The organism is Methylophilus sp. OH31 (assembly GCF_000576615.1).
In the GTDB taxonomy this organism is placed as follows: domain Bacteria; phylum Pseudomonadota; class Gammaproteobacteria; order Burkholderiales; family Methylophilaceae; genus Methylophilus.
Genome location: NZ_BAUS01000004.1, coordinates 465096 through 490695, shown reverse-complemented (window position 1 = coordinate 490695; position 25600 = coordinate 465096). Strand labels below are relative to the sequence as shown.

Here is a 25600-nt window from a genome sequence, read left to right as displayed (position 1 = left end):
ACCAACGTGAATTCCCCTTCCGCTTCTAAAGTCATGCTGATTACCGGCGGTGCCAAACGTGTCGGCGCCGCCATCACCCGCGAGCTACACCGTCAAGGCGCCAATATTCTGTTGCATTACCACACCAGTGCAGACGAAGCGCTTGCCTTGCAAACAGAGCTCAATCAGGCGCGGCCTGACAGCGTGGTAATCGCACAAGCAAATTTGCTCGATATGCCCGCATTATCGCAACTGATCACCGCTGCCTTGCAACGCTTTGGCCGACTTGATGCGCTGGTCAACAATGCTTCCAGTTATTACCCGACTAAACTCGGCCAGATAGATACCGCACAATGGGAAGAGCTGATGGGCAGCAACCTGAAAGCACCGCTGTTTTTAAGCCAGGCAGCGGCGGATGCTTTACGCGCCAGTCAGGGCTGCATCGTCAATATTACCGACATGCATATTGAGCGCCCGAAAAAGCACTATATTGTTTACAGTGCGGCCAAGGCTGGGTTGGTCAGCCTGACCAAATCGCTGGCACAGGAACTCGGCCCCGAGGTCAGGGTAAACGCTGTTGCCCCAGGCCCGGTGTTGTGGCCAGATGATAATCAGGAGTTTGATGAGGTCTACCGCAAGCAAGTCATCAACCAAACCTTGCTCAAACGCACAGGCGAACCATCCGACATTGCCAAAGCAGTCAAATTCTTGATTTATGATGCACCATTTATTACCGGCCATGTGCTGGCAGTCGATGGCGGACGCAATTTGAGTTTATAGTGGCGAATGAAAGCCCAGTCACAAACCATCACCATACACGTGCAGGCTCCGCAAAAACCCGCTTTGGGTGAAGTGTGTAACGGCTGTGGTGTCTGTTGTGCCGCCGAGCCTTGCCCGGTCAGCTTGGCATTGCTGTGGCCACATGAGGCACCATGCCGGGCACTGATTTGGAGTGACCAGACCCAGCGTTATTTATGTGGCATGGTCAGTGAACCGGCACGTTTCTTATGGTGGCTGCCAGAAAATATGAATGCATCGGCCAGCCGTTTATTCAAGCGCTGGATCGCGGCAGGAACAGCTTGTGATGCAGATGTTTCTTTATCCGAATAAAATCAATCAGAATAATCAAAGACTTAGCGTGACTTTACCTTGCTTTCCGCTATAATGCGCGCCTATGAAGACCAAACATTATCCAGACGACGTTAGCCAAAACTTCCTCAAACTGCGCAATCAGTTGATTAGCGCGACTGGGAAAGCTATTGGCGATTACAATATGATTGAAGAAGGTGACACCGTGCTGGTGTGCATGAGCGGCGGCAAGGATAGCCACGCCATGTTAATGATTTTGCTGGCCTTGCAGGAGCGCGCACCGATCAACTTCAAATTGATTGCGATGAACCTGGACCAGAAACAACCAGGCTTCCCGGCAGACATCTTGCCCGCCTACCTGGAAAAACTGGGCGTGGAGTACCGTATTGTAGAAGCGGACACTTACTCGATTGTGAAAGAAAAAATCCCCGAAGGCAAAACCACCTGCAGCCTGTGCTCACGCCTGCGTCGCGGCATTATTTATACGACCGCACAACAACTGGGGGCCAATAAAATTGCCTTGGGCCACCACCGCGATGACATCGTGCAAACCTTGTTCCTCAATATGTTCTACGGCGCCAAAATGAAGGCCATGCCACCTAAACTGGCCACCAACCGCGGTGAGTTTATGGTGATCCGCCCATTGGCTTATTGTGCCGAAAAAGACATTGCCAGCTATGCGCGCGGCATGCAGTTCCCGATTATTCCGTGTGATTTGTGTGGCAGCCAGGAAAACCTGCAACGCCAGAAAATCAAGGATATGCTCAATAACTGGGAACGCGAACAGCCGGGGCGCATCAATAATATCTTCCGTGCGATTGGCAATGTCGAGCCTTCACACCTGGCTGACTTTGACCTGTATGACTTCAAGCATCTGAGCCAGGCCAAGGAAGAAGACGAAGACCCAATGTTTGACCACGAAAAATTTGCTAGCAACGACATGGCATTGTCGATTGCCACTCAGGATGACAAACGCATCGAGTTTGCACGCAAACCGTTCCCGATGACGGTCACCACTGAGGAATAACACAACGTTTTGATGCGGAAAGACCTTAATTGATGACTTTCCGCACCGATATATTGTCTAGTAGTTAAAACGCTTGCTATTATCTAGCCAACTCTTACACAGACTGCTCAATGTCAAAACTGCTGATCGTTGAATCTCCCTCCAAGGCCAAAACCCTCAAAAAATATTTGGGCGGTGATTTTGAGGTCCTGGCTTCTTACGGGCATGTGCGCGACCTGATCCCTAAAAATGGCGCCGTGGACCCGACGCAGCAGTTCGCCATGAAGTACGACATCATCGACCGCAACAGCAAACACGTCGATGCCATTGCCAAAGCCGTAAAAAATGCCGACAGCATTTATTTGGCAACCGACCCGGACCGCGAAGGTGAAGCCATCTCGTGGCATATTGCCGAAATTCTGGCAGAAAAAAAGCTGATCAAAAACAAGCTGGTAAAACGCGTAGAGTTCAATGAAATTACGCAAACCGCGGTGAAACACGCCATTGACCATCCGCGTGATATTTCCATGGACCTGGTCAATGCGCAGCAAGCGCGTCGCGCGCTGGACTACCTGGTCGGCTTTAACCTGTCACCGTTGTTGTGGAAAAAAATCCGTCGTGGTTTGTCCGCGGGCCGCGTACAAAGCCCGGCACTGCGCCTGATTGTAGAACGCGAGCTGGAAATTGAAGCCTTTACCAGCCAGGAATACTGGAGCATCCATATGGGCGCGCTCAAGCATGCCCATGGCTTTGATGCCAGACTGGTACAACTCAATGGCCAGAAAGTAGAACAATTCACCGTCACCAACCATGATCAGCAAGCGGATATTGTGGGCAAGTTATTGCTGGCCTCGGCTGGCAAAACCACAGTCACGCGGGTGGAGAAAAAACAACGCAGCCGCAGCCCGGCCGCACCGTTCACCACGTCTACCCTGCAACAGGAAGCCGTGCGCAAGCTGGGCTTTACCACCAGCCGGGCCATGCGCGTCGCGCAGCAATTATACGAAGGCATGGACGTTGGTAGCGGCACGGTCGGTTTGATTACCTATATGCGTACTGACTCATTCAGCCTGGCAGCCGAAGCCGTGATGCAGATCCGCGATTACGTGAAAAAGCACTTTGACGCAGACTACCTGCCCAAGTCGCCTATCATGTACAAAACCAAAGCCAAGAATGCGCAAGAGGCGCACGAGGCGATTCGCCCGACCGATATTACACGGACGCCTGCCAGCGTGCGTCAGTACTTGAACGACGAACAGTTCAAATTGTATGAAATGATCTGGAAGCGCACCCTGGCCTGCCAAATGACGCAAGCCAAATATGATGCCGTGAGCGTGGATTTGGCGGTCGGCACAGACGCCAACCTGTTCCGTGCCACTGGTCAGACCCTGGTATTCCCTGGCTTTATTGCCGTCTATATGGAAGGCAAGGACGACGACAAAGAAGACGAAGACGCCGAAGCCAAGTTGCCGCATCTGGAAACTGGCGAGGTGTTGACTGTTGAGAGAATTTTCGGCGAACAACATTTTACCGAGCCGCCACCGCGCTATTCAGAAGCCAGCCTGGTCAAAGCACTCGAAGAGTATGGCATTGGCCGCCCTTCGACTTACGCCAGCATTATCTCAACCCTGCAAGACCGCGAATATGTGGTGCTGGATAAAAAACGTTTTACGCCGACAGATGTCGGCCGTGTGGTGAATAAGTTCCTCACCGAGCATTTCACCCAGTATGTCGATTACGACTTTACCGCCAAGCTGGAAAATGAGCTGGACGAAATTGCCGAAGGCAACCTGGACTGGGTGCCTGTCATGGACAAGTTCTGGCAGGGCTTTAACCAGCAGATTCAGGTCAAAGCCGATGTGGAGCGCCCAGGTAACGAACTGATCGATGAGATGTGCCCGAAATGCGGCCGTCAGTTACAGAAACAGCTCAGCCGCTACGGTAGCTTTATTGGCTGTACTGGCTATAACGCCACACCCAAGTGCGATTACAAACGCAATCTGGATGGCGAAGCCAATATGGCCAGCGAGCCAGTGGTGATCGGGCAGGATGTCGATACGCAAAAAGACATTTACCTGATGAATGGCCCGTATGGCCCTTATTTACAAGTGGGTCAGCCGGTAGAAGGCGACAAGAAAAAACCTAAACGCGTCAGCATCCCCAAAGAAATTCCGCTGAGCCAGGTCAATATCGACACCGCGCATATGTTGCTGAGTTTGCCACGCGACCTGGGCCAACATCCGGAAACAGGTAAAAAGATTGTCGCCAATATCGGCCGCTTTGGGCCGTATGTGAACCACGATAGCAAGTTTAAATCGATCCCCAAAACCGAGAGCGTGTTTAGCATAGACCTCGAAGGTGCAGTGAAGCTGCTGGCCGCGGCGAATGGACCGACGCCACTGGCAGACCTGGGCGAACATCCGTCAGGTGAAGGTCGTATTGAGGTGTTTTCTGGCCGCTTTGGCCCTTATGTACAACACAATGGTATCCGTGCCACGCTACCTAAGAGCGTCACGCCAGAAGAGCTCACAGTAGAACAAGCCCTTGAGTTGCTGGTGGAAAAAGCTGCTAAAGATGGGGGAAAAACCAGCAAAAAACCGGCTGCTAAAAAACCAGCAGCGAAGAAAGCCGCAGCGCCGAAAACGGCTGCGGCAAAAACAGCGACTACAAAAACCACAGTGAAGAAAACCGCCACTAAGAAAGCCAGCACCAGCAAAGCGGCCACCAGCAAGCGGACTAAAAAACCGGCTGAAGAATAAACGACGCAGACTAAAAAAGGAGCCATCGGCTCCTTTTTTACGTCATCAAGTATGGGCCTAATCCCGCACTCAATGGTTGGTCCATAAATGATCAATGTTGCCCACGCCCCAGGTGGTGGCAGAATCGTTGCCGATAATCTCATCCATGCCTTTTGATAAGTCCAGCTCTTCCACCGGGATATGTATTTTCGACTTCGTTGAGAAAAAGGCTTTGACGACCGGCTTGAGCAAGCTATCGGGCGTTTGCTTGACCACCACGGCCAAACGACCAGACTTCAACATGACCACCGTCCCGATCGGATAAATACCCAGGCTTTTGACAAAGGCTTTAAACACTTCAGCGTCAAAGTGACCACTCCAGCTTGCCATGCGTTTAAGAGCCATGCCAGGCTCCCAGGCCGGTTTATAGGCACGGGTCGAAGTCACTGCATCATAAACATCACAGATCGCCCCCATCTTGGCAAAAATAGTCATTTGCTCGCCACTTAAATGCTCAGGATAACCAGAGCCATCCACTTTTTCATGGTGATGCAAACACACGTCCAACGTCACCGAGTCAGAGATATTGGCTTTTACCAGCATGTCATGCCCTAACTGGGGATGTTGGCGAATCACATCAAATTCGTTATCGGTGAGTGAGCCCGGTTTATTCAAAATCTGCAACGGAATCCCGGCTTTGCCCATATCGTGCATCAAGCCAGCCAATCCGGCTTGCTTCACTTCGGTTTCGGACAATTTAAGCTCTTTACCGAGCGCAGTCATCAGTGCACAGACAGCCACTGAATGCATATAGGTGTAATCATCGACTGTTTTTAAACGCACCAGGCTAATCAGTGCATGTACGTTGCGCGTGACTGAGGCCGAGATTTCTTCCACCAGCGGCATCACGGCTTCGGCCTCAATGGCCTTGCCCATGCGCAAATCTTTAAACATGGACTCAATCGCTCGACGCGAAGAAGCAATAATCTTGGCGGCCTGCTCACGCTCAGCTTCCAGTGTGGTCGACTTTAACTTTTCGGCACTGGTATTCTCGGCCACAACGGGCCCATCCAGCTCCAGCATCGCCATTTCTTTATCCGTGAGCTGGCGCTCAACAACATCAGGCTCGGGCAGCACATCCAATCCCTGGCTGATATCAATCACCACCTGCTGCAAATGGCTTGCTCTTAACTTTTGCAAATCAACAGGATCATTCAGCACAAATTTGGTACGCCAAAACGGATGGTCCATCCACGGGCCTTTCAGCTCCTGGATATACATCCCCAAACGCACTTCTTTGATCGCTATTGTTTTTAACATATTGCCCTGATGACCCTACATAATGTTTACATCTTATAATTGATTATCGGAAAAAAAATGAAAAAAAAGAGGGCTAAAAGCCCTCTTCAAAATTACATTTATACGAATATTAAATCATGTTTGACGCGTCATCACAGCCCCGCAGCGGCGCGCAATGCAGCCGCTTTATCTGTGGCTTCCCAACTGAACTCTGGCTCATCACGGCCAAAGTGGCCATAGGCCGCAGTTTTGGTGTAAATCGGACGCAGCAGATCCAGCATTTTAACAATGCCTTTTGGACGCAAATCAAAATGTTCACGCACCAGTTGTGTCAGGCGCTCATCTGAAATTTTGCCTGTGCCATAGGTTTCAACCATGATAGACGTTGGCTGAGCCACGCCAATCGCATAGCTGACCTGCACCAGGCACTTGTCAGCCAAACCGGCCGCAACAATATTTTTCGCCACGTAACGGCCCGCATATGCCGCCGAACGGTCGACCTTGGAAGGATCCTTGCCTGAGAACGCACCACCACCATGTGGCGCTGCGCCACCGTAGGTATCCACAATAATCTTGCGACCAGTCAGGCCGCAATCGCCTTGCGGGCCTCCGATGACAAAACGACCGGTCGGGTTCACCAGGTATTTAATCTCGCCCTTAATCAACTCGGCAGGTAAGGTTGGCTTGATGATTTCCTCAATCACCGCTTCACGAATGGCCTCAAGAGACATCTCTGGCGCGTGTTGCGTAGAAACCAGGACAGTATCAATCCTGAACGGTTTGCCATCCACATACTGAATGGTCACTTGCGACTTGGCATCCGGGCGCAACCATGGCAAACGGCCATCTTTACGCAATTGTGATTGACGCTCCATCACGCGATGGCTGAGCCAGATCGGCAATGGCATCAATTGTGGTGTTTCATTCACGGCATAGCCAAACATCAGGCCCTGGTCACCAGCGCCCTGATCCAGCGGATCATCATTGGCGTTATCCACACCCTGGGCAATGTCTGGCGATTGTTTATCGTAAGCAACCAAGACGGCACAACCTTTGTAGTCGATGCCGTAATCCGTGTTGTCGTAGCCAATGCGCTTAATCGCATCGCGCGCCACTTTAATATAGTCGACATTGGCCGTTGTCGTGATTTCCCCCGCCAATACAACCAGGCCAGTGTTCGCCAGGGTTTCAGCAGCGACGCGGGCTGTCGGGTCTTGGGCCAGAATGGCATCAAGAATACTGTCAGACACCTGATCAGCTAATTTGTCGGGATGGCCTTCGGAAACTGATTCCGAAGTAAAAAGATATTCACTCATGTTTGACGCCTTGAAAAGTAATGAAGTTAATAAACGGCACTGACTAAAGGCTGAAGCCAGCACCCAAATTGGGAACGAAGATTTTACCTGAGTTTATTTCTGGCAAGGAATAAATCTTCGCCCTAAGGATGTCTTCAACGGCATGATGGAGTATCATCTTGAGCTATGAAATTACGATTTACCAAAATGCAGGGCGCAGGCAATGATTTTGTTGTGATTGATGCCACACAAGCCCCCGTGCATCTCTCGCATGGCCAAATCCAGCACATCGCCAACCGCTTTTTCGGCGTCGGCTGCGACCAGTTACTCATGGTCGAAGCAACCGACACAGCCGGGGTGGATTTCCGTTACCGCATTTTTAACGCCGATGGCGGCGAAGTGGAACAGTGTGGCAATGGTGCCCGTTGTTTTGTACGCTTCGTGGTCGAAAAAGGCCTGACCCACAAGCGCGAGATCAAGGTGGAAACCGCCAGTGGCGTGATTACGCTGATGCTGCAAGACGATGGCCAAGTGACGGTCAATATGGGCGCGCCACGCTTCATCCCGGCGCAGATTCCATTTGAGACAGATGCACAAGCGAGCACTTACGAGCTGCCACTGGCACACGATACCGTGACCATCAGTGCAGTCTCCATGGGCAACCCGCACGCCGTCATGCTGGTCGAAAATGTGCACACCGCCGAAGTCGCTAGCCTGGGGCCGCAAATAGAATCGCACCCGCGCTTTCCGCAACGCGTGAATGCCGGGTTTATGCAGGTGCTCAACGCCCACGAAATCAACCTGCGCGTCTATGAGCGTGGCAGCGGCGAAACGCTGGCCTGTGGCACCGGTGCCTGTGCGGCGGCGGTTAGCGGCATTCAGCTTGGCACCTTGCAAAGTCCGGTAAAAGTACATACCCGTGGCGGCATTTTAACGATTCAATGGGCGGGCGATGGCGCACCGGTCATGATGACAGGGCCGGCAGAGATTGTCTTTGACGGCGAAATAGAGATTTAGAGAGACCAGAATAGCAGTATGGAAGACAGTATTAACGAAAACGATATCAAGCATTACCTCAAGGCGCATCCAGACTTTTTTGAAAGTCATGCGCACTTGCTGGCGGAGCTGTTTTTGCCTAGCCCACATGGCAAAGGTACCATCTCACTGGCTGAACGTCAGCAAATCGCCCAGCGCGATAAAATTCGCGTGCTGGAATCACGTTTTACCGAGCTGATTCTCACCGCCGAGGAAAATGAGGCCACCGCAAATAAAGTGCATGAGCTGTCCTTGGGCTTATTGTTTGCCAAAGATGTTGCCGCATTACATACCCACCTGGTCGCGTTTCTTGCCTCACACTTTCAACTGCCCAATGCACAGCTCAAGCTATGGGTCAACGAAAGCCATGCCGCAGATGATTTGTTTATAGATGCAGAAGACTCGCTGAAAAACTGGGCCAAAGACTTGAGCCAACCCTATTGTGGCACCTTGCCAACCATGGATATCGCCGGCTGGTTTACAGAATCACCGGCCTCACTGGCGGTGATTCCCATGCGCTATCAGGAAGTCACTTTTGGCCTGATGGCCATCCCCAGCGAACAACGCAGCCGCTTTTATGCCGGCATGGGCACCTTATTCCTCAACCGGATCGGCGAGCTGGTCAGCGCTTCACTGGCCAGATACATTATATGAAAGCCCCCGCTGAGGTTTCCGCCAAGAGGTATCTTCTTGCGGCAATTGTCAGCGTAGACTCGCTCACTAGAGGTAGCATCCATGCATGAGTTGCTGGACGACTACCTCGACTTTCTGCACTTTGAGCGTGGACTCAGCGAGCATACGCGCAACAACTATCAGCGCGATATCGAGCGACTGCTAACCCAACACGCAGACAATCTTCAGACTCTCACCCCACAAGACATTCGTCGCCAAATAGCCAGCCTCAATAGTCAAGGCATGCATGGCCGCAGCATCGCCCGCATCTTGTCCAGTTGGCGTGGTTTTTACCGCTATTTGGTATTACATAAGCATTTTCCGGCCAACCCTGTCATCGGTTTGCGTGCGCCCAAAGCGCCTAAAACTTTACCGCATGCGCTATCCATTGAGCAAACCATCAAGCTGGTCGACATTGAAGGCGACGAAGCGATTACCGTGCGTGACCGTGCCATGCTGGAGCTATTTTATTCCTCAGGCCTGCGCCTGAGCGAATTGGTTGACCTTAACTTAGACAGGCTGGACTTGCCAGAAGGCCTGATCACTGTCACGGGTAAAGGCAACAAAACCCGTATGGTACCCTTGGGCAGCAAAGCGGTCACAGCGCTCAAAGCGTGGCTGGCGATCCGGCCGCTTTGGCTCACCAAACGACCGACAGAAATGGCCGTATTCGTCAGTCAGCAAGGTCGCCGCATTCACGCCCGCACCGTGCAAATCCGCATCAATCACTGGGTCACTAAACAAGGGCTGCATAACCATGTGCACCCGCACATGTTGCGCCACAGTTTTGCCAGTCACGTTTTGCAAAGCAGTGGCGATTTGCGTGCCGTGCAAGAAATGCTGGGACATGCCAACATTAGCACCACACAAGTTTACACCCACCTCGACTTTCAACATTTGAGTAAAATTTATGACGCCGCCCACCCGCGTGCGCGCAAAAAATAGCGTTTATCTAATGCATGATCACACAGCCAAGGTTTTGCAAGATGGCAAAATATGGCAAAATAACCCTACTAAATTGGTAAACCTTTGCCAGTCACGTGACTCTAATGTCACATCGTCTTAGCTTACAAAAGCAGGCTTACATTTCAACACACCTAAAAAAGGAACATCCATGGAACACGCCTTACCAGCATTGCCATTTGCAAAAAATGCATTGGCCCCACACATGTCAGAAGAAACCTTTGACTATCACTACAGCAAGCACCACCAAGCGTATGTGACCAACCTCAACAACCTGATCAAAGGCACAGAGTTTGAAAACGCTGCTTTGGAAGACATCATTAAAAAATCTTCTGCCGGCATCTACAACAACTCTGCCCAAGTCTGGAACCACACATTCTTCTGGAACTGCCTGTCTCCAAACGGCGGCGGTGAACCAAGCGGCGCATTGGCGACTGCCATTAACGCCAAATGGGGTTCATACGAAGAGTTCAAAAAAGCCTTCCAGACTTCAGCCGTTGGTAACTTTGGCTCTGGCTGGACATGGCTGGTGAAAAAAGCGGACGGCTCTGTTGACATCGTCAACATGGGTGCTGCTGGCACGCCGCTGACTACTGGCGACACAGCACTGCTGACCATCGACGTATGGGAACACGCCTACTATATCGACCACCGCAATGCGCGTCCAAAATTTGTCGAAACATTCCTGAACCACCTGGTGAACTGGGAATTTGCGGCAAAGAATTTTGCTGCTTAATAGGATGTCAATAAGACCGTAACATCTGAAGGCCTCTAAAGTCATTTTTAGAGGCCTTTTTGTTATCGAAATAAAGTATCAAAACATTGAGAAGCAAAGAGTTTCGAAAAGAAAACATGATGATTTACCAGGCAGTGTTTTAAACTACACCGCTATGCTTGATTGCATTTAGCATCCGTTTAACACCTAACAATGTCGTGACCGAATCCTCATAACCAACTTGTTAGATTCGCAACAAATAACAATCCTGATTCTGCTCTTGTTAATACAGCATTACTCGCCGCCATTGTTGGCTATTAACCAATATACAGCAGAAGTTGAGAGTGCCCCAAGGATCTAAATAATCTATTGATGAAGCTCATCTAAAGTTTAAAACTTTGGGAAATAATGCTAGCCATTGGCCAATCATCAGGCATCTATGATGAAATACATCACAACTGGAATTGGAGAAAGGTAGGTGCATTTTTTGGAGAGTTTTGACCTAACGATTCACATAACTCTGCTTGGGGAAACGGGCTACGACAAATTAACCGGATTACCCAGTGATCTAAAATAGCCCGTGATAATACAGTTGAAGGGCTGCTTTTATCTAAACTTTTCTCTTTATGAAATTCTTAGCCAAGATATATTAACATCTACTAATTTCGTATCTAAGCTCAAACTTGCAGGCGTTGCTTCTCCAGAAGTTAAATTACCAAGCGGTACTCCACAGGCTTTAACATGGGCATCAGCAAATAATTGGGAACAGTAAACACTTCTCGAAGGCAAGGGGGAGTTAATAGGTGAGCCCTGATGAATCCAATAGCCCCTTATTGATTTCATAAGTAAGCGGAATACGGATAAAAATCCATATGAATAGTTTTTCTGGATTAATGCATAAACCACCAAATTCCATCGCTGGTCAGGTGTTAAATTGTTGTTTCTCTTAATACGTAATGAATAGGGGCCAATATACTTATATATAGAATTTATTTGAACCCCTGAACGCTCAGACTCACATACGCTTTCTGAGCCAATATATATTGCTGCATGCTCCCATCTTGAATCCGCTTTCGCATAGCCTCCCATTGCCTGTACTTTGCGAATAGCTTTTGCGATTAATCCTGGCTTATTTGAGCTTACCAGTATCAAGTCACCAGGGAGTAGTTCATTGAAATTAACACAATATCCAAACTGCCTAAGCTTATTAGGGATTGGCGTTTGAGGGCTCCAATTTCCAGTAAATTGGGCTTCTGCTTCACTAGGGTCGAGGATAGACAAAACTTAGATTAGTAGTTCAAAATTACGGTTTTAGCCAAACACTGTTTACTAAATTTCGATCATCATATTCAATAGAGACTTCTTGACCAACCCTTAAACCGAGAGACTTAAGTTCTTGAGCAGACTCACCATGGTAATTAACGATCTTACCGAAATCAAAACCAGCTACTTGTGGTCTAGTAGGGTCTTTTGCGTACACAACGCCACCCTCCGTTACTCGAATTACTTTTGCTGTATTTGTTTTCATTAATTAACTCCTTAAAGATAACAATTTCTTGCTTCAGTTTTAGCACCAGTTATTACCTACGTCAATTAGATATAGGATTATTGAAATAAGTTTTGTAACAAACCCTCCCAACATTATCTCGGATTAGGCTTTATTGAATTAAATTATAGTTCATTTGCATTTAATCTAAACCAAAGCCTTACAGGCACATCAAATATGGCCTGTCAATTGGATGAGACCACTCGAAAATAACTCACCGTTATCCTCGTTACCGTCCCAAGCACAAATGGAATCTTCAACCTGCCCAAGATACATGCATAGAGCCTACTGACGGTTTTAACTGCTATGCCAATGAAATTTTGATTGCAAAAATGAGATATTAGTAAGAAAGAGCACCCGCACTCTCTATCCCAATGCTGGATATTCAAGTAATAGCCATGAGAAACTTACACTTAAAAATATTGTAATCAAAATTAGACGCCATACTGAATAGCCAGCACAAAGGAATATCTGTTATCTGTTACGGCCTTCCGAAGATAATACTCGCCCGGAATCACTATCTGGACTGTAGCCACTCATCAAACAATAAGACTGAGGTTTCGATGAATGGCGTCACGATCATTTATCTCGAGCCCTATTGGATATAAGCAGTTAGTTCGATGGAAAATGGTCACACTGGACCTCTTCCATTCGCCACAGGCATAGGTCTCCGAGGAGGTTTCTGAAATTCACATTTAGCATCAGTGGGATTATTCAAATCGTAACGTGCAAATATTGTTTCCTTAAGATAGCTCTCAACATCTTTCCACGGAGTGTTGTTATCAACTGCTTGCAGTAACCATGCGCCTACGATTACCGGATCATTTGCAAAGCCTTTTTTACCTTGAGCTACTTTATCTATCAGCCATTGCGGATATAAATCTTGATCTGAATGATAGTCTCCCCCATTGGGCATTTTAACTTGCTCTAAATAATTACTGACATCCTTCAAAACAGCGTAATTAAGTTTGCCCGTCGCGGATTCAACCTGCTGAGATACCCGACAAGTATGTGCGCCTGACCAAGAATCCTGAATAACATGCAGCATACTTCCCAACGCTACATCAGGCGTAATTTGAATTCTATCTTCGTCATTCATACCTAATCGAGAAAAAACAGTCCAAATTTTAACGTTATCTGGCTCAGCACACACATTCAAATGCATTGGCGGCAAACCATACTCTACCTCTATCTCCCGGGTCAACGGCATCAATGGATGGCGTTCTCCGATTGCAACTGAATACGCAAACTTCATCCAATTTAATGCTCGCTTGGTTGTAACTTCTACCCGTTCATTTTTTGCTTGGTCTGTGGATTTAATCGCACTCAGCTGAGTCATAAAATGTAAATGCTGTAGAGACCCATAATGCGATTCATGGCCCAAATGATTTTTGGCCTCTGGCCTGCAACCCTGTATATCGGTGTCATAGCTCGCTTGCCCCTGTTTAAGAAGCTTTCTACTACTAAGCGCACTGAAAACAAAGTCCCAGCTCTGACCCCAGGTACGCATTAAAGGATCATCGTTCCACCAACTACCGTATATCAAAGCAGATGTTTTATGATATTTAGGATACCATCCTGGAGAGCTTTCTTCCTCAGGAATCGCTGTCGGTTTGACCCAAGGCTTCTCTATCATGTATTGATATTTCCACCCCGTTTGAGTCTTCTCTAAGGCATCAACTTTGCCTCTGTAAAGTAAAATAGACGCCAATGTCATGTGCTCATGAACTGCGGACTTAAAGTCTTCTGGTAGAAACGTAGCACACATGTTAACTGTTCTAATTTTTTCTTCTTTGAGCTTACCGTTCTCCAAACTCAATACGCGAAGACATGGGCTAAGTTTGAATGCCCAGGCACAGTTTGTAATACAAAAAACCAGAATAACCGAAATGAGAATTTTAATAAGCGGCTTTGAGGTTTGAAATTCGACTTCCAACATAAAGGCCTCCTTAAAGTTTTTAGTATCCGTCGACTTTCACTTTCTTTGCATAATCGGGCAAACTGACTCGAGAGTTTATGATTGGGATAGTTTTCTTGTAAATTTTATTTAAATCAGCCATTTTATTTGCTGTTTCATTATAAAAATCGTAACTATCCACCAAATCTTCTTCATCCCCTTTAGAAACATCTATAAAACCACGATTGCTGCTTAATGTGTATCGTGAAAACTCAGCTGCCACAGCAACCTTTAGCTTAGCAAGGGATTGAATATCTACCCCTCCCATTAATGGTTGAAGAGTCGAAATTAAATCATCAACCTTAACATCTAGATTCGCAGCTACAACTGACTCTAATGATTCTGCATAAACTACTTGCTGAGCTCTAACCTGAAAAACAGTGAAATAAACACTCTCCTTGCAAAAAATATTTAATCCAGAACAAATCCAGGGTTTCACATTCTGACCATTCAAGATTTTATTCAAAATCATTGCACCATCAGTACCATAGTTAAAAGATAAGACCACTGGATTACCAATAATCGCATATCCATAACTATCCTTAGTTTTGCTCAAACTAGCTCCAAGCCCAGGCATACTTCCAGTAGCATTAAGATTGCTTTCGAACTTCCAATTCGTTATCAAAATGCCTGGTTTGTCTATGGATTTCTTAGTGTCGTCTAAAACGCTTTGAACTGTAGCAATTTCCGTCTTTAGCGACTGAACCGACTGGTCAAACTTATCTTGATAGTTGCTGACTGTTGACTCTTGAATAATGGAATTGTTAATCAACTTACTCTTCAAACCATTGAGTAAAAGTTCCTTTTCTTCATCCTTACTTTTCTTATTTAATGCGGTTTTAACAAGTTGAATTGCTTTCAACTCAAGTTCTGCATCAGCAATCTTCGCTATGTATATTCCTTGTGTTTCTATTGCTGACTTAATTTTGATTATGTCATCTCGTGTTGGACACTCGGTTTTAATGCAAAAATATCTACGAAAAATTTTAGACCTCTCATTACTTAATCTACCGTTCATGGTGTCAGGCAAATCTTGAGGATTTAAATTAATTCGCTTTAATTGCTCTGTCAGGTTAAATTTATCGCTATCTAGCGAAATTGAGCCAATCGTTTCTTCAGGCGCTATACCGGTAACAGTGACGGAACGCATGTATTTAATGCCTGAGCCACCATATTCGCTTCTTGATGATGTTCCCATTTCGGTTAATGCAACCTTCATGGGGGGAGATGTTGAACAGGACAGCAATACCATTGCTGTAAATAGTAAGGTTAATGCATTTTGAAATACATGTTTCATGTGCTCTCCCATTTACAGCTTAAGTTTTATATATTTGTATGGCCTATTCTTTCATTGCTATCAATACTCTAGCTTGTAGGTCAATCTTAATTAATCTGCACAAAAAAACATACACAAACCAACTTAAACACAATTCATCTATCTTAATTTTATCTTTCTTACAACACTATCTTTGACTTCTTATAACTCAATTAATGCACTCCAAGCTTAATGAAGATTTATTGATTGAAAGTATATTTACAACCTCAACAACACCAATCCAGATTAAAAACTTGGCAATCTGCATCACTGGAGAGTAAATGAGCGATGCACTTAGACCAGATGAGAAAAGTTATTTCTGCAAGATCATAAAACTTCTCAACCAACTTCATACTAGAAGCTTCTCGCTCAATACATTCCAAATGAATGCTTCGGCGCTAATCGAGGCCTTGCTTGAGGTTTTTTGCTTTTCAGCATCCGCCCATTTAACCCTATATGCAAAAAGGAACATCGATGGCAACAATCGAAGAGGCATTTGAAAAGACATTATTTGAACTCATCCCGCAAACCAGGAACCTGGGCATCCACATTATGCAAATGGAGGATACACAACTGCGTGTGCGCGGCTCGTATGCCTTGAACAGAAACCACCTGGATATTGTCTTTGGTGGCAGCATTGCCGCCATTTCGATTACGACCGCCTGGTCATTGCTGCAACACAAAATACAGCAAGCCGGACTGACCGGCAGCCTGGTGATCAAGCAACAGGAAATCAGGTTCTTACTGCCAGTGCATAGCGATTTTGAGTGTGTTTCGACCTTGCCATCAGCCGAGGACTGGCCGTTATTTTTAGAGCATTATCACCAGCGCGGGCGAGCCAAGCTGATCGTGAATGCGCATATCGTGTGCGGCACTAGAATCACGTCGACTTTTCAGGGGGTGTTTGTTTTATACCAGCCGAGCTGAGGCACTTTTATGCTGTGTTACATGGCCTGTAATGCTGCCTTGCTTTTGGCAAGCTGTTGTGGCTGGGCAACCCAGGCTTCAAACGCATCCAACGCCAAAGGCCTGGTGAAATAATAGCCCTGGAAAATTTCACAACCCAGGTCCTTAAGCACATTGAGTTGTGCTTCGGTTTCGACGCCTTCGGCCAGTATCTCCAATTTGAGGCTTTGCGCCAGCGAAATGATGGCATTAACGATGCTTTCATGGTCGTGGCCGTTGAGCATATCGCGTACAAAAGACTGGTCAATCTTCAATTGGTCAAACGGCAAGCGCTTCAGGTAAGACAGCGAAGAATACCCCGTGCCAAAATCATCCAGCGAGAAGCAGACACCGATTTGCTTGAGGGCAGCCATTTTGGCAATGATGTCCTCGACATTATCCACCAGCATGCTTTCTGTCAGCTCCAGTTTCAGATTGCCGGGATCTATGCCTGTTTCAGCGAGCATATGCTGCACCTCTGTCACAAAGTCAGGCTGCAAATATTGCTTGGGGCTGACATTGACCGAAAGCACCAGGTGACGTAATTGTGGATGGCCTGCCCAACGCTGCAACATGCCACAGGCTTCCTGCAACACCCAGCGGCCTAGCTCTACAATCTGGCCGGTATTTTCTGCCAGGCTGATAAATTGCCCGGGCATAATGACACCGTGGTCAGGGTGTTCCCAGCGCACCAGCGCTTCAGCGCCGACGATATCGTGTTTCTGATTGTATTGCGGCTGAAAATGCAGAATGAATTCCTGCTTCTCAATCGCTGTGTGCAAATCGGCCTCCAGCGCGGCGCGTTGACGCAGTTCGGTTTCCATTTGGGTATCAAAAAACTGATAGCCATTACGTCCGGCTTCTTTGGCTTTATACATGGCCATGTCTGCCCGGCGCAGCAGTTCGTCCGTTTGGCTCATGTGTTCCGGGTCAAACAGCACTACACCGATGCTGGGCGTGGTGTAATGCTGGTAATGCCTGAGGTTAAACGGTTTTTTAAAGGCTGCCACAATCTTTTCACACACACGTCTGGCCTGCTTCTCTGCCTGCACGGCATCATGATGCAAACTATCCAGCACAACGACAAATTCATCTCCGCCCAGGCGGCTCACGGTATCCAGGCGTCGCACCGATTGCCTGATGCGCTTGGCCACTTCGACCAGCAAGGCATCGCCAACATCGTGGCCGTGCGTATCATTGAGCGTTTTAAAGTTGTCGATATCGATAAACAACAAAGCGCCGCCCGTTTCCTTGCGCATGGCTTTGCGCACATGCGAAGCCAGTTTTTCCTGTAACAGCATGCGGTTGGGCAAGCCGGTCATGGTGTCGTAATAAGCTAACTGGCGGATTTGCGCATCGGCCTGTTTGCGCTCGGTAACATCCCTGAGCACCGCCACCCAATGCGTGACCAGGCCACCTTTATCCAGTAACGGCAGCGCATCCATTTCAAGTGAGATACCGACGCCGTCCTGATTTACGGTCACTACCTCGGTTTTGACCGGGCGCATGTGCTGAAAGGCGTCTTTGATCCGCTCCAGTTCACGCCCTGGCGTGGCCTCCTGAAACAACTCAAAGGGGGAAATGCCGCCTAGCAAATCCACTGAGCGACCAGTAATGCGGATAAATGCCTCATTTAAAAAAACGATTTTTTGCTGCAGCGGCGCATGCAACGGCGATTCGGTAATCATCACAATGTCATTGAGCCTGGAGACACCATTTCGCAATAAATGTAGCTGTTCGTCTGACTGCTCACGTTCAATCGCCAGCCCGAGGATTTGGGCGTAGCTGTCGATAAAATCCAGCTCAGCCACTGGCGGGCTATGTCGCTGCTGGCGATACATGGCGAACACGCCCAGCACACGGCGGCTGCGCGACAAAATAGGCATTGTCCAACAGGCGCGCAACCCATGGGTAATCGCCAGTTCGCAACATTGCTGCCATAACGGGTGCGTACTGATATCTTCGGCAATTACGCGACCTTCTGTGAGCGCAGCAACCCCACAAGCCTCCAGCGCTATGCCATCAATGGCTTTTGCATAAGCGGCAGGCAGTCTAGCAGAGGCGGCGTGGCGCAAATGCTGGCCTTCTTTGTCCAGTAGCAACATCGCACAACTGACATCCGGGAAGTGCTGTTCGATTAACAATACAGCGGCGTGCAAAATGTCTGGCAATGCCACATCGGCCAGCATCATGGCCTGAATTCTGTCCTGCCCCTGTTTGATGGCCGCGAGTTGTTTGTGCGCGGTGATGTCTTGCAGTGAGCCTTGCAGTTTGACAATCTTACCTTCGCTGTCGCGTACCGGCCGCCCCATGGCGCGCACCCAAAAGCGACGACCATTGGCAGTGATCTTTTCCATCTCCAGGTCATAAGGCACGCCTTCATCGACACACTGTCGAATCGCGCTACACATCAGTGCCTGGTATTCAGGCACAAACATGCTCAAGCCCTCCTCAACGGTCGGCGAGTAACCTGGCGGCATTTCATGCAAAATGGCCACCTCGTCTGACCAATGAATCAGGTTGGTTTTAAGGTCTATCACCCAGCCACCGATTTTCGCCACACTACCAGCCACTTTGAGCAGATACTCGGCCTGGGTGCGACGATCAATTTCATTTTGCAGTGCCTGGGTACGCAGAACCACCTGTCGCCTGATCTGCAAGTTCCACAAAAAAGTGACGCCTAATACCAGTAACAGAATGGCTACACCGCGCGTGAGCCAGAGCATATAGGGACGCTTCACCAACACATCCCCCTGATAGATAAAGCCTTTCAGATTGTATTGCGCAGGAATCAGCCCCAGCTCGGCAAAAGTACCGGCAATCGCATCCCAACGGTCTTCATTCATATGCCCCCAGGGGACCACTTCTGATAACACATAAGGCACCATTAAACTGGCTTCCTGCATCAGCGTTTGCTTGGTGATGCCTCGTTTTGACACCCCGGGCAATCTGGCAATTTGCGCGACCATCGCCTCTTTGTGATTGAATGCGTATGCCCAGCCTTTTTTTGTGGCTCGCAAAAAAGCTTCTACGCGCTCTGGATGCATAGCCAGCTCTCGCTCGGTCGTGAATAAAATATCACCGTAAAAATCCACCCCATAGCCCTGATTGCTAATAATGGCGGGCGAGTACCCCATCTGTTGCAATTGCACTGGCTCATCCATGGCATAGGCTGAAACCACATCAACCTTGCCCTCAATGAGGTCTTGCAAATGCCAGCTATGCGGCAAAATAGTCATCTGCCTGATATCAATATTTTGTTTGAGCAGCATGGCTTTAAACTGCAAACCACCTTGATCGCCTGACATCATGATACGTTTGCCGATCAAGTCTTCAGGTTGGTATATGCCGCTTTCATTCAAGCTGAGCAGCACATAAGGGGAATGCTGAAAAACGGCGGCCAGCGCGACCAGAGGTTTACCAGAAATACGGGAAACCAGGATTTCGGAATCACCAATCGAGTAGTCTGCCTGGCCAGACAAGACTTGCTTTAAAGGCGGCTTATCCTTGCTGCCCTCAATAATCTCGACATCCAGGCCTTCATCACGGTAATAGCCTTGTTGCTGGGCAGCGTAATACCCTGCAAACTGAAACTGGTGACGCCACTTGAGTTGTAGCTTGATATGCTCGGATGCAACGGCAACAGTAGCAAGCGCCAGGCACAACCATGCCAGCAGACATTTGCATAATGTAAGAGTAAATCCGCGCTTCATGAATATCCGAACAACGTGAAAGAAACATTAGATTGGCCGAAGGCAGCCAATCTTATCCAACTATGTTTATACCGTACGACGGGCCGATCACATTAAGCAAACAGACAACAATTTATAGCTGTATCAATCGAATTGACAACTATGTTATTTCAGCCCCAGCAAAGGCCCATGCTAAAGCATGATGGCGTGATGAAGATAAGTGGTCTCACGCGTGACCGGGCTTGAGGGTAAATGAAAGCAATAGCATCACACACGACACCAGGCATAGCAACAAAAAACCACTATCGAAGTGACCACTCACATCACGCATATACCCAACAATAAAAGGGCCGCAGGCAGCGATCAAATAACCAACCGTTAATACGAACGCATTCCAGCGATTGGCCGCATCCGGACTATGCGTGTGATCCAGCGGCAAGGTCATGGCCAGCGTAAATGCTCCGCCGAGGCCAAACGCGGTCAAAGGCACCCAAAGCCATGGCCAAGCACCTGGCGTAGCCATACCTGCCAGACCAATGGTAGATAGCAGCGAGCATCCCGCAAGCCAGCCACGCCTGTCAAGTTGGCGGCTATACATGCCAACCACCGGGCTAGCAAGCATGAAGCAAAAGGTAAAACTGGCCAGCACCGCCCCTGCCTCTGCGGCAGGCATGCCAGCCTCCTGGTACCTGGCTGCAGTCCAGGTGAGGATGGCGTAAAACAGGAAATTAACGCAGGCAAAAAACAAGGCAATCATCCAGGCAACAGGGGTGCGCAAAGGCAAGCGTGGTGCGACGGCCGCCATAGCTAATGGCTCGCTTACCTGCCGCGTCGTGACGGATTTGCGGATCACGAGCCACCAGGCAACGATGGCAATGGCCGCGAATGCCGCCCAAACCCCGGTTGCCAGGCGCCAGCCTGCAAACTGCAATATCCAGCCAGTCAGCCCGGCCGACAAGGTGCTACCCAATGACAAAGCAGTCGCATAAATGCCCATGATTAACGCTGCTCGATTGGCAAAGCTGGCTTTGACGATGCCTGCAAACATGGCGCCTGCCACCGCAATACCGGCACCCACCCCGACCGTGGCTCCCAATAATAAGACACTGCCACAAGAGTAAGCGCGCACTAACATTGAAATACTCAGCACACTCAAAGCCACCATTAACACTTTATTAACGCCAAACCGGCGCACCAGCCACGGTGTAGGTAAAGCCAACGCCCCCATTAATAGATCAGGAATCGCCGTCATCATTGAGGCCACTGCATGGCTCAATTGAAATGTCTCTATGATGGCAGGCAAGGCAGGCCCCATGGAAACAATTCCCGGCCGCAAGCTTATCGCCACTAGCACAATCGCCACCACCAGCCACCACTCACTTCTGGAGAAACCTGCGCGGCTCCCTTTGCTGCTGTTCATTTTTTGCTCCCGCTATCAAATCATGCAAATGTCACTGTAACGGGGAGTACGTGATTGAAAAATACGCCATTTGTCTGATATGTGGCAGATCACGCAATCAACATGGTCATCAGCCACGGTGTGGTGATTGACGGCATGGCCAAAAGAGTCGTGTAAAATGCGTGTGAACCTCAGGCGCATACAGCGCCTTTCGCCAAATCATTTATGGAGAATATTGTTGAAACTGGCTACCTGGAACGTCAACTCACTGACTGTACGCTTGCCACATGTGCTGGACTGGCTGGCCGCCAACCAGCCGGATGTATTGTGCCTGCAGGAAACCAAGCAGGAGGACAGCAAGTTTCCTTATGCCGCCTTGCAAGAAGCCGGGTTTAACGCGGTCCATAATGGTCAGAAAACCTACAATGGCGTGGCGATTATCAGCCCGCATACACTCAACGATGTGCACCTTGACCTGCCAAATTTTGCCGATGAGCAAAAGCGTATTATTGCTGCCACGATACAAGGTGTGCGTGTGATTTGCGCATATGTGGTCAATGGCCAGGCGCTGGATTCAGATAAATATCAATACAAGCTCAACTGGCTGGCCGCCTTGCAGAACTGGGTCACGGATGAGTTAAAGCAACACGAAAAACTCGCTTTGTTGGGGGATTACAATATTGCACCGGATGATAGAGATTGCCATGACCCGGTTGCCTGGGAAGGGCAAGTGCTGGTGAGCCAGCCAGAACGGGACGCGTTTCAGCAGTTATTAGCTCTGGGATTACACGATAGCTTTCGCCTGTTTAACAACGAAGCCGGGCAATTTAGCTGGTGGGATTACCGGATGGCCGCCTTCCGCCGCAACATGGGCATGCGCATAGACCATATTCTGGTCAGTGATGCCTTACAAGCCCTGTGCCAGAGCTGTGTGATAGACAAGGCACCGCGTAAACTGGAGCGCCCCAGCGATCATACACCGGTCATGTTGACACTGACCAACGCATAAGTTAAATCGTGGGCATCACAAACTTGATGCCCTGTAATACTTCCAGAATACGTGACTTGAGGCGTTTGTTCATTTCAGCCTCCATTTCCTGCAGTTGTGTCGCCACCGCCGTTGCGACCAGTGCAGCTACTTTCTCCTGCAAAACCGGCTCTGATGCAGCAAGCTCAGCTTGCATACCCTGTTTAAACTCAGCCATTTGGGCTGCATTCAACTCGGTAAACGCCTCTTGCAGCGACTGCTTGTAGTCTGCGACCAGCGTGGTGGCAGCCGATGCCTGGCTATCAGACAAGGTTTGTTTATTCGTTTCTTGCAATTGTTGCAAATGCTCGACCAGGCCCTGTTCGAGTTGTTCACGCAAGGATTGCAAACGACTCTCCATTTGCGCCTGCTGCGCATCTACCAGCGGGGACAGCGTCTGACCCAACCATTGCTGACTGGCTTTATCCACCGTGTCACGCACGGTTTGTTCGGTGGCCGCCAGCAATTGCTGCTGGGTTTGCCCTAACTGCGACAGCTTTTCCTCGACCGCTTGCAATTGTTGTTGGAGATTGCTTTCCAGTGTAGCCTGAAACGATTGCTCACTCGACTGTATCTGCGTTTGCTGCGTTTCAGTCAATCGCGTCACTTGCTCTTCAAATGCCTGCAACTGCTGCTTGCTGACATTGCCCATCGCCTCACGGAAGGCCTGCTCTATCGCCTGAATGCTATCACCGACCTGCGACTGTGCCTTCGCCAGCACCTCTTGTTGCAGCGTGTTGGCATAATCGGCAAGAGACTGCTGCCCGGCGGCAAAGGTATCAAGACTCTTCTCGGCCAGTTGTGCCGTCACCAGTTGGGTGATTTCAGGCAACAACGCCTGTTTAAGCTGCGCAACCAATTCATCCATCTCGATAGCCGGTGCCGCCGTTTTCTGAACGACTTTGGTTAATACCGGAATTTCTGAAATATCCACACCATCCCCTTTGCAAGGCTTGTTATTGCGTTTGCTTATTCATGTGCTGAATCTCGTAACCACGGTCACGATAAAATGCCCAACGTTGCCGCCCGGCAATTTTGTCAGCCTCTTCGGTACTGATCAACTCGAACACATGCCGAAAGCGACTGAAAAATTTAGGCAGCTCTGCCTGGCAATTGAACAGTAAATCATCCTGACGAATCTGCTCCGGCTGCCAGGCCAATTGCACCGGCGTCAGCGCGGCATTCTCGGCATCAGCCAATGCATTTGGCAAAAAGCTGTCCGCCCCATGCTGCCACAGCTGATCACCCAGCCTTTGTGCCTGTTCAAGGTCTGGCACATAAATGGTCACACGACGTTGCCGTGACAATGCCTGACTCACCAGATGCTGTATCAACGCTGGCGGGTCAGTGACATCAGTGTAAAAACGGATTTTGGTCATGACGCGCTTATTTGGCGGCTTGTTCCAGCAGATAGGTCACCAACAATGGTACCGGACGGCCCGTGCCCCCTTTTTCCTTGCCAGATTTCCAGGCAGTGCCTGCGATATCCAGGTGCGCCCAGTCATATTTCTTGGCGAAGCGTGACAAGAAGCAAGCGGCAGTAATACTGCCCCCGGCACGACCACCGATGTTGGCGATATCGGCAAAATTGCTGTCCAGCTGACCTTGGTAATCGTCCCATAATGGCATTTGCCAGGCGCGGTCATTTGCTTGCTCGCCAGCAGCCAGCAAGGCTTTGGCTAAGGCGTCATTATTGGCAAACAAACCACTGACATGGTGCCCCAACGCAATGACGCAGGCACCGGTCAAGGTGGCAATATCAATCACTGCCGCTGGTTCAAAACGCTCGGCATAAGTCAGCGCATCACACAAAATCAAACGGCCTTCTGCATCGGTATTCAGCACTTCAATGGTCTGGCCAGACATACTGGTCAACACATCCCCTGGCTTAGTCGCCCGGCCACTCGGCATATTCTCACAGGTAGGGATCAAGCCCACCACATTCAGGGACAGCTTCAACTCGCCCAAGGCCTTAAACACACCCAGCACAGAAGCAGCACCGCACATGTCATACTTCATTTCATCCATGTCGGCACCCGGCTTCAGTGAAATGCCACCGGTATCAAATGTAATGCCTTTGCCTACCAGCACTACTGGTTTTTGCGATTTCTTACCCTGCAGATGCTGCAACACAATAAAGCGTGGCGGCTCTTCGCTGCCTCGGGTCACGCCCAGGAAAGAGCCCATATTGAGCTTTTCAATCGCGGCCTGATCCAGCACCTCTACCTTAAAGCCATATTCTTTGGCCAGTTTCTCAGCCTGCTTGCCCAGATAGCTCGGTGTGCAGATATTCGGCGGCAAATTGCCCAGGTCTTTGGCCAATGCCACGCCTTGTCCCAAACTATGCCCCTGGCTGACACCGGCTTCGACGGACGTCTGATCAGCTTTTTCCGCCAGTACGATCACTTGTTTAAGCGGATGCGGCTCAACAGACTTCTCTTTCACCGCATTTACTTTATAAGTGGCATCCAACACAACCTCGGCCAAGGCGGAAGCCTTTTGCTGCACGGTTATTTTTTTGATACTCAGGCTGGCAAAGTCTGTCGCCACACTCTCGACGCCAGCAGGCAATGCTTTCACTGCTGCACGGAAGCTGTTGCGTAAGCCTTTCAGACTAGCATCGTCCGCCTTACCCAAGCCGACCAGCATGACTCTCGGTGCCTCCACGCCAGAAAGCTGACGCAATAACAGGGTGCTACCGGTTTTACCTTCCATATCGCCGGATTTCAGCGCAGCCGAAATGGCCTTTTCGCTCATCGTATCCAGCGCTTTAGCCAAATCCGTCAGTTTCCGGCCTTCATAAATGCCGACCAGCAAACAATCCGTACGCAATTTTTCCGGGGCAGCGCTTTTTATGCTAAATTCCATCTTTATCCTTTGTGATTCCATGCAATTTGCCTGAGTGATGGTTGTATTATCTAGTGTTTT

General features: G+C 49.1%; 21 protein-coding genes. 10 read left to right on the top strand and 11 right to left on the bottom strand.

What is annotated here, in order from left to right; translation table 11 throughout:
• Positions 1-6 precede the first annotated feature (6 nt).
• The 4 genes from OH31_RS08840 (at position 7) to topA (ending at position 4833) form a co-directional block, all read left to right on the top strand.
• On the top strand, positions 7-759 hold the full coding sequence (locus tag OH31_RS08840; protein ID WP_024930448.1) for a pteridine reductase: 753 nt from the start codon (positions 7-9) through the stop codon (positions 757-759).
• Positions 760-765: 6 nt separating this feature from the next.
• Entirely contained in the window at positions 766-1089 is a 324-nt protein-coding gene (locus tag OH31_RS08835) for a hypothetical protein (protein ID WP_024930447.1), read from the top strand.
• A 64-nt stretch (positions 1090-1153) separates the two neighbouring features.
• The gene (gene ttcA, locus OH31_RS08830) at positions 1154-2095 is read left to right on the top strand and encodes a tRNA 2-thiocytidine(32) synthetase TtcA (RefSeq protein WP_019881159.1); all 942 of its coding nucleotides are present in this window, start codon (positions 1154-1156) and stop codon (positions 2093-2095) included.
• A 110-nt stretch (positions 2096-2205) separates the two neighbouring features.
• The gene (topA, locus tag OH31_RS08825; RefSeq protein WP_024930446.1) at positions 2206-4833 is read left to right on the top strand and encodes a type I DNA topoisomerase; all 2628 of its coding nucleotides are present in this window, start codon (positions 2206-2208) and stop codon (positions 4831-4833) included.
• Between the two features lie 69 nt (positions 4834-4902).
• Here topA and OH31_RS08820 read toward each other — a convergent pair whose 3' ends face one another.
• Positions 4903-6132 carry an HD-GYP domain-containing protein gene (locus OH31_RS08820; RefSeq protein WP_024930445.1) on the bottom strand — a complete coding sequence of 410 codons (1230 nt, stop codon included), beginning with the start codon at positions 6130-6132 and terminating at the stop codon, positions 4903-4905.
• Between the two features lie 131 nt (positions 6133-6263).
• On the bottom strand, positions 6264-7427 hold the full coding sequence (metK, locus tag OH31_RS08815; RefSeq protein ID WP_024930444.1) for a methionine adenosyltransferase: 1164 nt from the start codon (positions 7425-7427) through the stop codon (positions 6264-6266).
• 165 nt (positions 7428-7592) lie between these two features.
• On the opposite strand from metK, the gene dapF reads away from it, so the two are divergent.
• From dapF to OH31_RS08795, 4 genes are all read left to right on the top strand, one after another.
• On the top strand, positions 7593-8423 hold the full coding sequence (gene dapF, locus OH31_RS08810; protein ID WP_024930443.1) for a diaminopimelate epimerase: 831 nt from the start codon (positions 7593-7595) through the stop codon (positions 8421-8423).
• Positions 8424-8441: 18 nt separating this feature from the next.
• Complete coding sequence (locus OH31_RS08805; RefSeq protein WP_019881152.1) at positions 8442-9095, top strand: DUF484 family protein; 654 nt, start codon at positions 8442-8444, stop codon at positions 9093-9095.
• Between the two features lie 81 nt (positions 9096-9176).
• Positions 9177-10058 carry a tyrosine recombinase XerC gene (gene xerC / locus OH31_RS08800; protein WP_019881151.1) on the top strand — a complete coding sequence of 294 codons (882 nt, stop codon included), beginning with the start codon at positions 9177-9179 and terminating at the stop codon, positions 10056-10058.
• A 169-nt stretch (positions 10059-10227) separates the two neighbouring features.
• On the top strand, positions 10228-10812 hold the full coding sequence (locus OH31_RS08795; protein WP_019881150.1) for a superoxide dismutase: 585 nt from the start codon (positions 10228-10230) through the stop codon (positions 10810-10812).
• Positions 10813-11415: 603 nt separating this feature from the next.
• Here the strand turns inward: OH31_RS08795 and OH31_RS15015 are convergent.
• The 4 genes from OH31_RS15015 to OH31_RS08780 all read right to left on the bottom strand — a co-directional run bounded on the left by OH31_RS15015 (position 11416) and on the right by OH31_RS08780 (position 15591).
• Positions 11416-12072 (bottom strand): hypothetical protein, encoded by a 657-nt coding sequence (locus tag OH31_RS15015; RefSeq protein ID WP_148296201.1) that lies wholly within the window; start codon positions 12070-12072, stop codon positions 11416-11418.
• 22 nt (positions 12073-12094) lie between these two features.
• Positions 12095-12319, bottom strand: a complete 225-nt coding sequence (locus OH31_RS08790; protein WP_024930442.1) for a hypothetical protein — start codon at positions 12317-12319, stop codon at positions 12095-12097.
• A gap of 649 nt (positions 12320-12968) precedes the next feature.
• Positions 12969-14276, bottom strand: coding sequence for a hypothetical protein (locus tag OH31_RS08785; protein WP_024930441.1), 1308 nt, complete (start codon positions 14274-14276; stop codon positions 12969-12971).
• Positions 14277-14295: 19 nt separating this feature from the next.
• Positions 14296-15591 carry a hypothetical protein gene (locus OH31_RS08780; protein ID WP_148296200.1) on the bottom strand — a complete coding sequence of 432 codons (1296 nt, stop codon included), beginning with the start codon at positions 15589-15591 and terminating at the stop codon, positions 14296-14298.
• Positions 15592-16083: 492 nt separating this feature from the next.
• Between OH31_RS08780 and OH31_RS08770 the strand changes: the two genes are divergently transcribed.
• On the top strand, positions 16084-16536 hold the full coding sequence (locus tag OH31_RS08770; protein WP_024930439.1) for a YiiD C-terminal domain-containing protein: 453 nt from the start codon (positions 16084-16086) through the stop codon (positions 16534-16536).
• Between the two features lie 17 nt (positions 16537-16553).
• Here the strand turns inward: OH31_RS08770 and OH31_RS08765 are convergent, their stop codons facing one another.
• Both OH31_RS08765 and OH31_RS08760 read right to left on the bottom strand, forming a co-directional pair.
• Positions 16554-20267: an EAL domain-containing protein gene (locus OH31_RS08765; protein ID WP_024930438.1), complete on the bottom strand. Its 3714-nt coding sequence runs from the start codon at positions 20265-20267 to the stop codon at positions 16554-16556.
• A gap of 205 nt (positions 20268-20472) precedes the next feature.
• Entirely contained in the window at positions 20473-21666 is a 1194-nt protein-coding gene (locus OH31_RS08760) for a CynX/NimT family MFS transporter (protein ID WP_242402238.1), read from the bottom strand.
• Between the two features lie 217 nt (positions 21667-21883).
• Between OH31_RS08760 and xth the strand changes: the two genes are divergently transcribed.
• Positions 21884-22654, top strand: coding sequence for an exodeoxyribonuclease III (gene xth / locus OH31_RS08750; protein ID WP_024930436.1), 771 nt, complete (start codon positions 21884-21886; stop codon positions 22652-22654).
• A 1-nt stretch (position 22655) separates the two neighbouring features.
• On the opposite strand, the gene OH31_RS08745 is transcribed toward xth, so the two are convergent.
• Genes OH31_RS08745 through OH31_RS08735 form a run of 3 tightly spaced genes read right to left on the bottom strand, consistent with a single transcriptional unit; the run spans position 22656 to position 25540 of the window.
• Entirely contained in the window at positions 22656-23606 is a 951-nt protein-coding gene (locus OH31_RS08745; protein ID WP_024930435.1) for a hypothetical protein, read from the bottom strand.
• 22 nt (positions 23607-23628) lie between these two features.
• The gene (locus OH31_RS08740; protein ID WP_024930434.1) at positions 23629-24051 is read right to left on the bottom strand and encodes a DNA polymerase III subunit chi; all 423 of its coding nucleotides are present in this window, start codon (positions 24049-24051) and stop codon (positions 23629-23631) included.
• 7 nt (positions 24052-24058) lie between these two features.
• Positions 24059-25540, bottom strand: coding sequence for a leucyl aminopeptidase (locus tag OH31_RS08735; protein ID WP_024930433.1), 1482 nt, complete (start codon positions 25538-25540; stop codon positions 24059-24061).
• Positions 25541-25600 lie beyond the last annotated feature (60 nt).